The organism is Actinobaculum sp. 313, assembly GCF_003073475.1.
GTDB lineage: Bacteria > Actinomycetota > Actinomycetes > Actinomycetales > Actinomycetaceae > Asp313.
Window position 1 is genome coordinate 858780 of record NZ_CP029033.1, and the last position, 12255, is coordinate 871034.

Sequence of the window (12255 nt, forward strand, 5' to 3'; positions counted from 1 at the left end):
GGGCCTGAGAGAAGAGAGTTAGGCAGGAACATGGAAGCCAAGGCGCAGGCGCGATACGTGCGCGTTACGCCCCGCAAGGCCCGGCGCGTCGTGGATGTTATCCGCGGCAAGCGCGTCCAGGATGCGGTCGACGTGCTGCGTTTCGCACCACAGGGGGCGGCACAGCCCGTCCTGAAGATTGTTGAGTCGGCCGTTGCGAACGCCCGTTACGCGGCGGAGCAGGCCGGTGAGCGTTTCGATGAGGGCGATCTCTACATTCAGGCGGTATACGCCGATGAGGGGCCCACTATGAAGCGAATCCAGCCGCGTGCGCAGGGGCGTGCAAATCGCATCCTCAAGCGCACTAGCCATATCACCGTTGTTGTCGGCGACGAACCCGTCGCCACCGGAAAGAAGAGGAGGACCCGATAGTGGGCCAGAAGGTCAACCCGACCGGGTTCCGACTCGGAATCACCACTGATCACCGCTCGAAGTGGTTCGCGGACTCGGTGAAGCCGGGGCAGCGTTACGCCGACTTCGTGGCGGAGGATATTCAGATCCGCCGCATGATTGAAAAGACGCTGGAGCGCGCCGGCATCTCGCGCGTCAACATTGAGCGTCGCGCCGAGCGTGTCGTCGTCGATATCCACACTGCCCGCCCGGGAATCGTGATTGGTCGGCGTGGTGCGGAGGCCGACCGTCTGCGCGGGGATCTCGAGAAGCTGACCGGCAAGTCGATTCAGCTCAATATTCTCGAAGTGAAGAATCCCGAGGCGGACGCACAGCTCGTCGCTCAGGGCATCGCGGAACAGCTCGCATCGCGTGTTTCCTTCCGCCGTGCCATGCGCAAGGGAATTCAATCGGCGCAGCGCGCCGGCGCACGCGGTATTCGCGTGCAGTGCTCCGGGCGCCTCGGCGGCGCCGAGATGTCTCGTTCGGAGTTCTACCGCGAGGGACGGGTGCCGCTGCACACGCTGCGGGCAAACATCGACTACGGCTTCTACGAGGCACGTACCACCTTCGGCAGGATCGGCGTTAAGGTGTGGATCTACCGTGGCGATATGACCGACGCCGAGTACTACCGCTCGCAGGCCGAGGCCCCGCGTGGGCGCGGACGCGGCGAGCGTCGCGGACGGCGCGGTGAGCGGCAGGGCCGCGGCCAGCAGGCGCAGCAGCGCTCTGCACAGAGTACCGAACAGGCGGCAAGCGAGGCTCCGGCGGCCGCTCCGGCTGCGGAGTCCGCAGAGGCTACCACCACAGGAACGGAGGCCTGAACATGCTGATTCCTCGTCGCACAAAATGGCGCAAGCAGCACCGTCCCGGGCGTAAGGGTATGGCCAAGGGCGGTACGCGGTTGGCTTTCGGTGACTTCGGCATCCAGGCGCTTGAGCCCGCCTACGTCACCAACCGGCAGATCGAGGCGGCCCGTATCGCCATGACGCGTCACGTCAAGCGTGGAGGCAAGATCTGGATCAACATCTTCCCGGATCGCCCGCTGACCAAGAAGGCGCTCGGCCTACGAATGGGCTCCGGTAAAGGCCCGGTAGAGACCTGGGTGGCAAATGTTAAGCCGGGGCGGGTCATGTTCGAGATGGGCGGCGTCGACGAGACGTTGGCGCGCGAGGCCATGAGCCGCGCCATGCACAAGCTGCCCATGAAGACGCGTTTCATCGCACGTGAGGAGGCTGAGTGATGGCTAAGGGACTGACGACTGAAGACCTTGACGCCATGACCGAGGCGGAACTGCGCGATAAGCTCAAGGAGTCCAAGGAGGAGCTTTTCAACCTTCGGTTCTCCTCGGTGACGCACCGCCTGGAAGACAGCGGCCGTCTCCGTGAGGTTCGCCGCGAAATCGCCCGCATTTACACCATCCAGCGCGAACGTGAGCTGGGCATCCGTACCGCTCCGGCGGCGAAGAAGTGAGGTTTCAGTGAGCGAACAGAACACCGCCGAGGCAACTGCCCGCGCGCATCGCAAGGTACAGACCGGTTACGTCGTCTCCGACAAGATGGATAAGACCGTCGTCGTGGAGGTCGAGAATCGCCGCAAGCATTCGCTGTACGGCAAGGTCATTACCCGCACGAAGCGCGTGAAGGCACACGATGAGAACAACGAGGTGCGCGTGGGCGACCTCGTGCGCATCATGGAGACCCGGCCGCTCAGCGCGACCAAGCATTTCCGCGTGGTCGAAGTCATTGAGAAGGCCAAGTGAGCCGCAAGCTCACCGATAGAACCCCATCCGTTCGGCAAGGCTCGCCTGGCGAGAACCGGCACGACGACAGGAGAAATCACAAATGATCCAGCAGGAGACGCGGCTCAACGTCGCCGACAACACGGGTGCGAAGGAGATCCTTTGCATTCGTGTACTCGGTGGCTCCGGCCGGCGCTACGCCGGAATCGGCGACACGATTGTCGCCACCGTCAAGGATGCTATTCCTGGCGGAAGTGTTAAGAAGGGCGACGTGGTGAAGGCAGTCGTCGTCCGCACGAAGAAAGAGACCCGTCGCAAGGACGGCTCCTACATCCGATTCGACGAGAATGCCGCCGTGCTGCTTCGGCCCGACGGCGACCCCGCGGAACACGCATCTTCGGCCCGGTGGGCCGCGAACTGCGCGACAAGCGCTTCATGCGCATCGTTTCGCTGGCACCGGAGGTGATCTGATGGCGAAGATCAAGAAGGACGACCTCGTTCAGGTTATCGCCGGTCGTGACAAGGGCCTGCAGGGCCGGGTGCTCTCGGTTGATACGAAGCGTCAGCGCGTTGTCGTCGAGGGCGTTATGCGAGTCAGGAAGCACGTGAAAGTCGGGCAGACATCCCGCGGCGGCACAACGGGTGGGATTGAGACTGTTGAGGCTCCGATCCATATCTCGAACGTGCAGCTGGTTGTGGATGGGAAGCCCACGCGCGTGGGTTACCGCGAGGTCGAGGTTGAGCGTGACGGACGGAAGAAGATCGTCCGTGAGCGCATTGGACGTCGCGGTGGGAAGGAGATCGAGCTGTGAGCGTGCAGACCGCTCCCGTCTCAAGACGAAGTACCGCGAGGAGATCATCCCCGCTCTGGAGTCCGAGTTCCACTACTCGAACCCGAACAACGTCGCGAAACTCGAGAAGATCGTTGTGAATATGGGTGTCGGCGACGCCGCGCGCGACTCGAAGGTTCTCGAGGGCGCCATCGCCGATCTCACGGTGATCACCGGCCAGAAGCCGGCGGTCTCGCGGGCGAAGAAGTCGATCGCCCAGTTCAAGCTGCGTGAGGGGCAGGCCATTGGCTGCCGCGTCACGCTGCGCGGTGATCGTATGTGGGAATTCCTCGACCGACTGTTGGCGACGGCCCTGCCGCGTATTCGTGACTTCCGTGGCCTGTCCGATCAGCAGTTCGACGGACACGGGAACTACACCTTTGGTCTTACGGAGCAGACGGTGTTCCATGAGATCAATCAGGACAAGATCGATCGTGTCCGCGGAATGGATATTACCGTTGTGACGACGGCGAGCAATGACGACGAGGGCCGCGCCCTGCTGCGCCACCTCGGATTCCCCTTCAAGGAGGCGTGAGCATGGCGAAAACCGCTCTGAAGCAGAAAGCCGCCCGGAAACCGAAGTATGGCGTGCGCGCCTACACGCGCTGCAACCGCTGCGGGCGTCCTCATTCGGTGTACCGCAAGTTCGGCCTGTGCCGGATTTGCCTGCGCGAGATGGCACTGCGCGGCGAACTGCCCGGTATCAAGAAGTCCAGCTGGTAATAACTACGTCGCAGGTCCGCAAGGGAAACCACGACGAGGAAGGGCACAAGCCCAATGTCAATGACTGACCCAATCGCAGACATGCTGACACGTCTGCGTAACGCCAACTCGGCGTTCCATGAGTCGGTGAGTATGCCGTATTCGAAGCTCAAGGAAAATATCGCAAAGATCCTGGAGCGCGAGGGCTACCTTGCCGGCTACACCGTCGACGACGCCAAGGTGGGAAAGACTCTCACACTCGTGCTCAAGTACGGTGCGAATCGAGAGCGTGCACTGGCCGGCCTGCGCCGTGTTTCGAAGCCCGGCCTGCGCGTGTACGCGAAGTCGACTAAACTGCCCAAGGTTCTCGGTGGCCTCGGTGTGGCGATTCTGTCCACCTCATCCGGCCTGCTAACGGACCGCGAAGCGAAAGATAAGGGCGTCGGCGGGGAAGTCCTCGCCTACGTCTGGTGAGAGGGGAGGAAGAAGATATGTCACGTATTGGCAAGCTCCCCATCCAGGTCCCGGCAGGTGTCGAAGTGAAGATCGACGGCCAGCAGGTTTCCGTCAAGGGCCCGAAGGGCACCTTGGAACACACCGTTGCCGCTCCGATCACCGTAGCGCTGGACGGCGACTCCGTCGTCGTGTCGCGGCCGAACGATGAGCGGGTGGCACGTTCGCTGCACGGACTGACTCGCACGCTAATCAACAACATGGTGGTCGGAGTGACCGAGGGTTACTCGAAGGCCATGGAGATTGTCGGCACCGGTTACCGCGTGGTTGCCAAGGGCTCGGATCTCGAGTTCTCGCTCGGCTACTCGCACACGATTCTCGTGAAGGCTCCGGAGGGCATTAGCTTCCAGGTGGAATCGCCCACGAAGTTCTCCGTTAACGGAATCAACAAGCAACAGGTCGGAGAGCTGGCGGCCAATATCCGTAAGCTCCGCAAGCCCGAGCCGTACAAGGGCAAGGGTGTGCGTTACGCCGACGAAACCGTTCGCCGCAAGGCCGGAAAGGCTGGTAAGTGATGGCAGTGACCGTCAAAGGCAAAGGCAAGTTCATCTCGCGTTCCCGCCGTCACTTCCGTGTCCGCAAGAAGGTTGTGGGTACCGCAGCACGTCCGCGTCTCGTTGTCACCCGCTCGAATCGGCATATGGTCGCGCAGGTAATAGACGATTCCATCGGTCGTACGCTGGTTTCCGCTTCAACCATGGAGGGCGACCTGCGCTCCACCGAGGCGAACAAGGTGGACAAGGCGCGCAAGGTCGGCGAGCTCGTTGCGAAGCGTGCTCTCGACGCCGGTATCAATGCTGTGGTTTTTGACCGCGGTGGAAACAAGTACCACGGCCGGGTCGCGGCCGTGGCGGACGGGGCCCGTGAGGCCGGGCTGACTCTGTGAGTCAGCGAGCACGAGAACAGAGGATGTACTGATGGCTGCACAGCAGCGAGACCGGGCCGCCTCTAACGGCCCAGACCTGAACGACGGCGGTCGCGAGCGCGGCGGACGCCGTGACTCGCGGCGCGGCGAGCGCCGTGACCGTCGTTCGGATGACAAGAACGCTTACATTGAGCGTGTCGTGACCATCAACCGCGTCGCCAAGACTGTCAAGGGCGGACGTCGCATGTCGTTCACCGCTCTTGTGGTGGTCGGCGATGGCAATGGCACCGTGGGTGTCGGTTACGGCAAGGCTAAGGAAGTTCCGGCGGCGATTGCCAAGGGCACGGAAGAGGCCAAGAAGAAGTTCTTCAAGGTGCCGCGTATCGGTTCCACCATCCCGCACCTGGTGCAGGGTGAGGATGCCGCCGGCGTGGTCCTGCTTCGCCCGGCTGCACCCGGAACCGGCGTTATTGCCGGTGGACCGGTGCGCGCCATTATGGAGTGCGCGGGAATTCATGACGTGCTGAGCAAGTCGCTCGGCTCATCGAACGCGATCAACATCGTGCATGCCACGGTCGCGGCGCTGCGCTCGCTCGAGCAGCCGGAATCGGTGGCGGCTCGTCGCGGACTCCCGCTGGAGCGCGTTGCTCCCGAGTCGATGCTGCGCGCTCGCGCCGAGGCGGATGCCAAGGATCGCGCGGAGAAGCAAGCGGAGGCTGCCCGCGCTGAGAACGAGGCGGCAGCTGCGGGAGTTGGTGCATAATGGCACGGCTGAAGATCACTCAGAAGAAGTCCACCGTGGGTGGAAAAAAGAATCAGGCGGCAACGCTTCGGACGTTGGGACTACGCCGCATCGGCCAGTCCGTCGTCCGTGAGGACCGCCCTGAGGTGCGCGGCGCGATTCGTACAGTCGCTCACCTGGTTACCGTGGAGGAGGTTGACTGATGGCGGACAACGAAGAGACCAGCGGGCGCACCCACGTCCTGAAGGTTCACCATTTGCGTCCCGCCCCCGGTTCGAACAAGCCGAAGACCCGTGTCGGTCGTGGTGAAGGTTCGAAGGGTAAGACGGCCGGTCGTGGTACCAAGGGAACGAAGGCGCGCAACCAGGTTCCTGCTCGCTTCGAGGGCGGGCAGATGCCGATTCATATGCGGCTACCGAAGCTGCGTGGTTTCAAGAACCCGTTCCGTGTTGAGTACCAGGTTGTTAACGTCGGTGCGCTGGCGGAACTTTTCCCGCAGGGCGGCACGGTTACCGTTGACGACCTCGTTGCCAAGGGTGCAGTACGCGACAATTCCCTGGTCAAGGTGCTTGGCGCAGGCGATATCTCGGTCAAGCTCGATGTTACGGTTGACGCCTGGTCGGCGTCGGCAAAGACGAAGATTGAGGCGGCTGGCGGATCGCTGGCGACACGCTGATCTGAGACATCTGCCCCCACATAACGGTGGGGGCAGGTGTTTATCTACATTGCTAATTCCAATGTGGGCCAATAGGCGGGTATAGTGGACCCGGCGGCGGTGAGGTTCCGACCTCCCGTAGTCCAAGAAGCATGAAACGCGGAGGGGTGCTCCGCACCAACTGGAGGAACCTTGGTTAAGGCGCTAGCGGCAGCGTTCCGTACTCCCGACCTGCGGCGCAAGCTGCTTTTCACCATGGGGATCATGGTGCTCTATCGATTGGGCACCTTCATTCCCGCCCCGTTCGTTTCGATTCGGAACGTACGCGAGTGCATGGTTGAGAGCGGCACGGGCGATTTTCTTTCGATGCTCAACCTGTTCTCGGGTGGGGCGATGATGCAGCTGTCCGTCTTCTCGCTGGGCATCATGCCCTACATTACGGCGTCGATTATCATCCAGCTTCTCCGCGTCGCGATTCCGCGGTTCGAGGAGTTGCACAAAGAGGGGCAGGCCGGAACAGCAAAGCTCACTGAGTACACCCGCTACCTGACCATCGGACTCGGGGTGTTGCAGAGTGCCGTGGTTATTTCGGTGGCCAATACACAGCTATTCACCTCCTGCACGGTGGAGCCGATTCCGGATGCCACTCCATTGAAGATTTCCATGGCGATCCTGACGATGACCGCTGGTACCGGCCTGATTATGTGGCTGGCGGAACTCGTCACCGAGCGTGGCGTCGGCAACGGCATGTCGATCCTGATCTTCACCGGAATCTGCGCGAACTTCCCGACCATGATTGTCAATGTGGTCCGGTCCAATTCGGGTTGGGCTGGTGCCATCCTGATAGTAGCCGTGTTCCTCGCTATTACCGCAGTCGTCACCTTCGTGGAACAGTGCCAGCGGCGTATTCCGGTGCAGTACGCAAAGCGTGTGGTGGGACGGCGTACCTACGGAGGCTCTACCACCTATCTGCCGATCAAGGTGAATATGGCGAACGTGATCCCCGTGATCTTCGCATCCTCCATCTTGATGCTGCCGCAGATGATTGCGCAGTTCGGTAGCCAGACCTCGGGCTGGGTGCAGTTCATCATGCGCTACTTCAACTCGCAGTCCTGGGTGTACATGCTCACCTATGCGGTGCTGATCTTCGCCTTCACCTTCTTCTACACCTCCATCACGTTTAATACCGAGGAGGTGGCGGACAATATGAAGCGCTACGGCGGCTTCATCCCGGGTATTCGCGCCGGACGACCCACGGCTGAGTACCTGCGGTATGTCTCTACGCGTATCACTTGGGTCGGAGCGACCTATCTGGCGATCGTTGCTCTTATTCCTACCGTGATGTTTGCACGCATGGGCATTCCACAGGCAGGCTTCGGTGGAACTTCTATCATGATCCTTGTGGGCGTCGGTCTGCAGACGGTAAAGGATATCGATGCTCAGCTGCAACAGCGTCATTACGAGGGCTTCCTCAGGTAGGCGGCCCGAAGGAACGAGGAGGCTTTATGGCTGTTCGTCTCATTCTCGTTGGACCACCCGGTGCCGGCAAGGGTACCCAGGCGGAACTTTTGTGCGCTCGGTTTGGTATTCCCGCTATCTCTACTGGCGCGATTTTCCGAGCTCATGCGCAGGCGCAGGACGAACTCGGGCGCCTCGCGGAGTCCTATTCGGCACGCGGCGAGCTGGTGCCCGATGAGGTCACGGACCGCATGGTTGAGGAGCGTTTGGCGCAAGAAGATGCGGCAGTCGGCTTCCTTCTCGACGGTTATCCACGCAATGCGGCTCAGGTGGGTTCATTAGACCGTATTCTGCGAAGTGGCGATGTCGCCCTGGATGCCGTGGTGGAACTTACGGCTGACGACGACGTCGTCGTCCAACGATTACTCGGTCGGGCAAGCGAACAGGGCCGTAAGGACGATACGGAAGCGGTTATTCGGCATCGGATAGCGCTGTACCACGAAACAACGGAGCCTGTCGTATCGGTGTACCGGGAGCGCGGCCTCCTGGTACAGGTGGATGGTATTGGCACGATTGATGAGGTTGCGGCTCGAATAGCCGTTGCACTCGATGCCTATCTCGAGAAGCGAGCCTGAGAGCGGGATGCACTAGTCTTGGAGCATATCGAGTACAAGACTGACGCCGAGATCCGGTCGATCCGTACAGCGGCATTGGTGGTCGCGGAGATTCACGCCGCACTGCGGGAGGCAGTTCAGCCGGGAATGACCACGGGCGAGTTGGATAGCCTGACCCTGCGAGTGCTGCAGAGGGCCGGTGCGCGTTCTAACTTCTACGGATACTACGACTATCCCGGGCAGGCATGTATCTCGGTCAACGAGGAAATTGTGCATGGCATTCCGGGTGATCGAGTGCTGGCTCCCGGTGATATCGTCTCCTTCGACTGCGGTGCGGTGCTCGATGGATGGCACGGCGACTCTGCCTTCACCGTGGTTCTTTCCGGGGGCGATCCGGCTATTCGCGCCAGGCGGCAGCGCCTCGCCGACATTACGGAAGAGGCGATGTGGCGGGGAATAGCGGCTATGGCGGCCGGCAAACACGTTGGTGACATCGGCCGCGCTATTGACGATTACATCTCTGGGCTGCCCGACGGGCCGAATATAGTCGAAGACTATGTTGGCCACGGCATTGGAACGGCGATGCATCAGGCGCCGGACGTGCCGAACTATCGGACACGCACGCGTGGACCGCGGTTGCGCCCGGGGATGGTGCTGTGCATCGAGCCCATGCTGACTGCGGGTAGCCAGGAGAATATGGTGCTCGATGACGACTGGACCGTGGTGACGGTGGATGGCTCTGACGCCGCACATGTGGAGCACGAGGTCGCGCTGCACTCCGGTGGAATCTGGGTGCTCTCGGCGCCGGACGGGGGAGCGGCGGGTCTGGCGCCTTTTGGAATCCGCCCCGTTCCTTTGGACTGAGCAGTGAGTGCGTGAGCACTCGTGTGTACCGGCTGAGAGGGTAACGCGCCTGGATGAACACGGAAGGTACCGGTTCGCCCGTTTGCTGCGTGCGGTTGCAGGTGCCTGCTACGCCGATGGGCATGAGTGAAAAACGTCGGCGCAAGTGCCGCGGCGGCCTCTACGTGACCCAGTGCACCGGAATCTGGCTTTCACGCTGAACAATACCCGAGTAGGATTAACACTCGGTACGTTGTGCCCAAGGGGTGCACGTATGCGGTTTCCCGCAATCCGGTGGGGGATCGTAGAGAGTGTTAGCGAGGGATATGGCGAAGAAGGATGGCGTCATCGAGGTTGAGGGAACGGTGGTTGAAACCCTCCCCAACGCGATGTTCCGTGTCGAGCTAGAGAACGGGCATGTTGTGCTGGCCCATATTTCTGGCAAGATGCGGCAGCATTACATCAAGATTCTGCCCGAGGATCGGGTGGTTGTGGAGCTTACTCCATACGACCTGAATCGTGGGCGAATCGTCTACCGCTATAAGTGAGCCCTACTGTGCTATCGCCGTCAGGCGGCAGCCGGACGGCAAGGAAGAACGACAATGAAGGTCAAGCCCAGCGTTAAGAGGATCTGTGACAAGTGCAAGGTAATTCGCCGGCACGGTCGTGTCATGGTGATCTGCGAGAACCCGCGGCACAAGCAGCGTCAGGGTTAAGCCCGGCGTAGCGGGCAGAGCCCGCAAGAAAGCGCATCACCAGCCGATTGGCAACCTCCGGACCGAAGGCCGGGGCCTGCGGTGAGACCCGCAGGGATGGCGATGCATCATACCTTCGGAACTATCAACAGGAGCTAAGAAATTGGCACGTCTCTCAGGTGTTGATCTCCCTCGCGAAAAGAGGGTCGAGATCGCGCTCACCTATATCTACGGCATTGGCCGGACACGGGCGGCTGAGGCCTTGGCTGCGACCGGTGTGAATCCGGATACTCGCGTCAAGGACCTTACCGAGGACGATCTGGTCAAACTCAAGAACCATATCGACGAAAACTACAAGGTTGAGGGTGATCTGCGCCGTGAGGTCCAGGCGGACATTCGCCGCAAGATCGAGATCGGCTGCTACCAGGGTCTACGCCATCGGCGTGGCCTGCCGGTTCGCGGCCAGCGCACCAAGACCAACGCGCGTACCCGCAAGGGGCCGAAGCGTACCGTTGCCGGAAAGAAGAAGGCTAAGTAAGCCTCGTCGTTAGTTCGAGAGAGAAAGTAGATTATGCCACGTCAGTCTGCCTCCGGCACCCGTCGGCCCCGCCGTAAGGACCGCCGGAATATTGCAGTGGGCCAGGCCCACATAAAGTCCACCTTCAACAACACCATTGTGTCGATTACTGACCCCACTGGCGCAGTTATTGCATCTTGCTCCTCGGGGCAGGTTGGTTTCAAGGGATCGCGTAAGTCGACGCCGTATGCGGCTCAGCTCGCGGCCGAGAACGCTGCCCGGCAAGCGATGGACCAGGGCATGAAGAAGGTCGATGTCTTTGTGAAGGGTCCGGGATCGGGCCGTGAAACCGCCATTCGGTCGCTGACCGCATCCGGCCTCGAGGTTACGTCGATTTCTGATGTGACACCGCAGGCGCATAACGGGTGCCGTCCTCCTAAGCGTCGCCGCGTGTAGCGGTGTGCTGCGGCTTATCAATCGCCGCGTTCCCTGCCGTGACTGCGGCGGAACCGGCGCGAAGCCGCTGGTCACAATCGACTTGGGCCCGTTGTGGGGCCATGTCGTACGGCTGGACCGAGAGCCGTACGAGTAACGCGGACATCAAATAGCGGGTGTCCGCTGAAAGGAAAGAATCGTGCTGATCACACAGCGTCCTGTCCTCACAGAGGAACAGGTCTCCGAGTATCGCTCGCGGTTTACACTCGAACCCCTCGAGCCGGGGTTCGGATACACCCTGGGTAACTCCATGCGGCGCACACTGTTGTCTTCTATTCCGGGTGCAGCAGTCACTTCCATTCGTATCGACGGCGTGCTCCATGAGTTCTCCACCATCGCCGGAGTAAAAGAAGATGTCGCGGAGATTATCCTCAATTTGAAGGAGCTGGTCGTCTCCTCCGAGAACGACGAGCCGGTGCTGATGTACCTGCGCAAACAGGGACCCTGCGAGGTTACCGCCGCCGACATTACGCCGCCCGCAGGCGTTGAGATCCACAACCCTGATCTTCATATCGCCACGCTCAATGAGAAGGGCAAGATCGAGGTTGACCTGACCGTCGAGCGCGGTCGCGGCTATGTTTCCGCCGCACAGAACAAGGGAGCCGACGACGAGATCGGGCGTATTCCGATCGACTCTATCTATTCCCCGGTTCTGAAGGTGTCGTACAAGGTTGAGGCCACCCGTGTGGAACAGCGTACCGACTTCGACAAGCTTATTGTTGATGTTGAGGTCAAGCAGTCCACGACGCCGCGTGACGCGCTAGCCTCGGCCGGGAAGACGCTGGTGGAACTGTTCGGACTGCTGGTTGATCTGAACACGGAGGCCGAAGGAATTGAAGTCGGCCCGGCGCCGGTTGTGGAGACGCAGTCTTCCGACCTGCAGCGCCCGATCACCATTTTGAATCTGCCGGCCCGCTCGCAGAACTGCCTGCAGCGCGAGGGCATCCATACCATTGGCGAGCTCGTGCAGCGTTCCGAGGCCGACCTCCTGGACATTCGCAACTTCGGCGCGAAGTCCATTGAGGACGTTAAGGATGAACTGGCGAAGCTCGACCTGCGTCTTAAGGATTCCCCGGCAGGCTTCCTCGCGGGTTATGGCGAGGAGAGCTATACCATGCAGTTCAGCGACGACCTGCAGGCCTGAGGCCCGCAGCAT

Annotated in this window: 22 protein-coding genes and 1 pseudogene; all 23 read left to right on the forward strand. The window is 61.1% G+C overall.

Features of this window, described 5'->3' with window-relative positions; translation table 11 throughout:
- Positions 1–30: 30 nt before the first annotated feature.
- The 23 genes and pseudogenes from rplV to DDD63_RS03775 all read left to right on the forward strand — a co-directional run bounded on the left by rplV (position 31) and on the right by DDD63_RS03775 (position 12243).
- Positions 31–411 carry a 50S ribosomal protein L22 gene (rplV, locus tag DDD63_RS03665; RefSeq protein ID WP_108715231.1) on the forward strand — a complete coding sequence of 127 codons (381 nt, stop codon included), beginning with the start codon at positions 31–33 and terminating at the stop codon, positions 409–411.
- Positions 411–1253 carry a 30S ribosomal protein S3 gene (gene rpsC, locus DDD63_RS03670; protein WP_108715232.1) on the forward strand — a complete coding sequence of 281 codons (843 nt, stop codon included), beginning with the start codon at positions 411–413 and terminating at the stop codon, positions 1251–1253. Before rplV ends, rpsC begins: the two co-directional genes overlap by 1 nt.
- A 2-nt stretch (positions 1254–1255) precedes the next feature.
- Positions 1256–1672, forward strand: coding sequence for a 50S ribosomal protein L16 (gene rplP / locus DDD63_RS03675; protein ID WP_108715233.1), 417 nt, complete (start codon positions 1256–1258; stop codon positions 1670–1672).
- Complete coding sequence (gene rpmC, locus DDD63_RS03680; RefSeq protein ID WP_108715234.1) at positions 1672–1902, forward strand: 50S ribosomal protein L29; 231 nt, start codon at positions 1672–1674, stop codon at positions 1900–1902. Before rplP ends, rpmC begins: the two co-directional genes overlap by 1 nt.
- Before the next feature lie 7 nt (positions 1903–1909).
- The gene (gene rpsQ / locus DDD63_RS03685) at positions 1910–2191 is read left to right on the forward strand and encodes a 30S ribosomal protein S17 (RefSeq protein ID WP_108715235.1); all 282 of its coding nucleotides are present in this window, start codon (positions 1910–1912) and stop codon (positions 2189–2191) included.
- A gap of 82 nt (positions 2192–2273) precedes the next feature.
- Positions 2274–2641: pseudogene (rplN, locus tag DDD63_RS03690) on the forward strand (50S ribosomal protein L14).
- The gene (gene rplX / locus DDD63_RS03695; protein ID WP_108715236.1) at positions 2641–2982 is read left to right on the forward strand and encodes a 50S ribosomal protein L24; all 342 of its coding nucleotides are present in this window, start codon (positions 2641–2643) and stop codon (positions 2980–2982) included. Before rplN ends, rplX begins: the two are co-directional and overlap by 1 nt.
- Positions 2948–3535, forward strand: coding sequence for a 50S ribosomal protein L5 (gene rplE, locus DDD63_RS03700; RefSeq protein ID WP_240611462.1), 588 nt, complete (start codon positions 2948–2950; stop codon positions 3533–3535). Before rplX ends, rplE begins: the two co-directional genes overlap by 35 nt.
- A gap of 2 nt (positions 3536–3537) precedes the next feature.
- Entirely contained in the window at positions 3538–3723 is a 186-nt protein-coding gene (locus DDD63_RS03705) for a type Z 30S ribosomal protein S14 (RefSeq protein ID WP_108715238.1), read from the forward strand.
- A 54-nt stretch (positions 3724–3777) separates the two neighbouring features.
- The gene (gene rpsH / locus DDD63_RS03710; RefSeq protein WP_108715239.1) at positions 3778–4176 is read left to right on the forward strand and encodes a 30S ribosomal protein S8; all 399 of its coding nucleotides are present in this window, start codon (positions 3778–3780) and stop codon (positions 4174–4176) included.
- Between the two features lie 17 nt (positions 4177–4193).
- Positions 4194–4730 carry a 50S ribosomal protein L6 gene (gene rplF, locus DDD63_RS03715; RefSeq protein WP_108715240.1) on the forward strand — a complete coding sequence of 179 codons (537 nt, stop codon included), beginning with the start codon at positions 4194–4196 and terminating at the stop codon, positions 4728–4730.
- Complete coding sequence (rplR, locus tag DDD63_RS03720) at positions 4730–5101, forward strand: 50S ribosomal protein L18 (RefSeq protein WP_108715241.1); 372 nt, start codon at positions 4730–4732, stop codon at positions 5099–5101. Before rplF ends, rplR begins: the two co-directional genes overlap by 1 nt.
- A 31-nt stretch (positions 5102–5132) precedes the next feature.
- A complete protein-coding gene (gene rpsE, locus DDD63_RS03725) occupies positions 5133–5843 on the forward strand; it encodes a 30S ribosomal protein S5 (protein WP_108715242.1) in 711 nt (236 codons plus the stop codon).
- A complete protein-coding gene (gene rpmD, locus DDD63_RS03730; protein WP_108715243.1) occupies positions 5843–6025 on the forward strand; it encodes a 50S ribosomal protein L30 in 183 nt (60 codons plus the stop codon). Before rpsE ends, rpmD begins: the two co-directional genes overlap by 1 nt.
- Positions 6025–6498, forward strand: coding sequence for a 50S ribosomal protein L15 (rplO, locus tag DDD63_RS03735; protein ID WP_108715244.1), 474 nt, complete (start codon positions 6025–6027; stop codon positions 6496–6498). The genes rpmD and rplO overlap by 1 nt, the downstream gene beginning before the upstream one ends.
- A gap of 171 nt (positions 6499–6669) precedes the next feature.
- A complete protein-coding gene (secY, locus tag DDD63_RS03740) occupies positions 6670–7956 on the forward strand; it encodes a preprotein translocase subunit SecY (protein ID WP_108715245.1) in 1287 nt (428 codons plus the stop codon).
- A gap of 26 nt (positions 7957–7982) precedes the next feature.
- Positions 7983–8570, forward strand: coding sequence for an adenylate kinase (locus tag DDD63_RS03745; protein ID WP_108715246.1), 588 nt, complete (start codon positions 7983–7985; stop codon positions 8568–8570).
- Positions 8571–8588: 18 nt separating this feature from the next.
- On the forward strand, positions 8589–9413 hold the full coding sequence (gene map / locus DDD63_RS03750; RefSeq protein ID WP_108715247.1) for a type I methionyl aminopeptidase: 825 nt from the start codon (positions 8589–8591) through the stop codon (positions 9411–9413).
- A 305-nt stretch (positions 9414–9718) separates the two neighbouring features.
- Positions 9719–9940: a translation initiation factor IF-1 gene (infA, locus tag DDD63_RS03755; protein ID WP_108715248.1), complete on the forward strand. Its 222-nt coding sequence runs from the start codon at positions 9719–9721 to the stop codon at positions 9938–9940.
- A 54-nt stretch (positions 9941–9994) separates the two neighbouring features.
- Positions 9995–10108 carry a 50S ribosomal protein L36 gene (gene rpmJ, locus DDD63_RS03760; RefSeq protein ID WP_108715249.1) on the forward strand — a complete coding sequence of 38 codons (114 nt, stop codon included), beginning with the start codon at positions 9995–9997 and terminating at the stop codon, positions 10106–10108.
- A gap of 142 nt (positions 10109–10250) precedes the next feature.
- Positions 10251–10625: a 30S ribosomal protein S13 gene (gene rpsM / locus DDD63_RS03765; RefSeq protein WP_108715250.1), complete on the forward strand. Its 375-nt coding sequence runs from the start codon at positions 10251–10253 to the stop codon at positions 10623–10625.
- A gap of 33 nt (positions 10626–10658) precedes the next feature.
- Positions 10659–11060, forward strand: coding sequence for a 30S ribosomal protein S11 (gene rpsK / locus DDD63_RS03770; protein ID WP_108715251.1), 402 nt, complete (start codon positions 10659–10661; stop codon positions 11058–11060).
- A gap of 178 nt (positions 11061–11238) precedes the next feature.
- Complete coding sequence (locus DDD63_RS03775; protein ID WP_108715252.1) at positions 11239–12243, forward strand: DNA-directed RNA polymerase subunit alpha; 1005 nt, start codon at positions 11239–11241, stop codon at positions 12241–12243.
- Positions 12244–12255 lie beyond the last annotated feature (12 nt).

Coding starts and splice junctions, on each gene's coding strand:
- rplF (WP_108715240.1), top strand. CDS start 4,194: ATGTCACGTATTGGCAAGCTCCCCATCCAGGTCCCGGCAGGTGTCGAA.
- rpmD (WP_108715243.1), top strand. CDS start 5,843: ATGGCACGGCTGAAGATCACTCAGAAGAAGTCCACCGTGGGTGGAAAA.
- infA (WP_108715248.1), top strand. CDS start 9,719: ATGGCGAAGAAGGATGGCGTCATCGAGGTTGAGGGAACGGTGGTTGAA.
- rplV (WP_108715231.1), top strand. CDS start 31: ATGGAAGCCAAGGCGCAGGCGCGATACGTGCGCGTTACGCCCCGCAAG.
- rplO (WP_108715244.1), top strand. CDS start 6,025: ATGGCGGACAACGAAGAGACCAGCGGGCGCACCCACGTCCTGAAGGTT.
- rplX (WP_108715236.1), top strand. CDS start 2,641: ATGGCGAAGATCAAGAAGGACGACCTCGTTCAGGTTATCGCCGGTCGT.
- DDD63_RS03745 (WP_108715246.1), top strand. CDS start 7,983: ATGGCTGTTCGTCTCATTCTCGTTGGACCACCCGGTGCCGGCAAGGGT.
- rpsK (WP_108715251.1), top strand. CDS start 10,659: ATGCCACGTCAGTCTGCCTCCGGCACCCGTCGGCCCCGCCGTAAGGAC.
- rpsE (WP_108715242.1), top strand. CDS start 5,133: ATGGCTGCACAGCAGCGAGACCGGGCCGCCTCTAACGGCCCAGACCTG.
- rpmJ (WP_108715249.1), top strand. CDS start 9,995: ATGAAGGTCAAGCCCAGCGTTAAGAGGATCTGTGACAAGTGCAAGGTA.
- rplP (WP_108715233.1), top strand. CDS start 1,256: ATGCTGATTCCTCGTCGCACAAAATGGCGCAAGCAGCACCGTCCCGGG.
- rpmC (WP_108715234.1), top strand. CDS start 1,672: ATGGCTAAGGGACTGACGACTGAAGACCTTGACGCCATGACCGAGGCG.
- rplR (WP_108715241.1), top strand. CDS start 4,730: ATGGCAGTGACCGTCAAAGGCAAAGGCAAGTTCATCTCGCGTTCCCGC.
- rpsH (WP_108715239.1), top strand. CDS start 3,778: ATGTCAATGACTGACCCAATCGCAGACATGCTGACACGTCTGCGTAAC.
- DDD63_RS03705 (WP_108715238.1), top strand. CDS start 3,538: ATGGCGAAAACCGCTCTGAAGCAGAAAGCCGCCCGGAAACCGAAGTAT.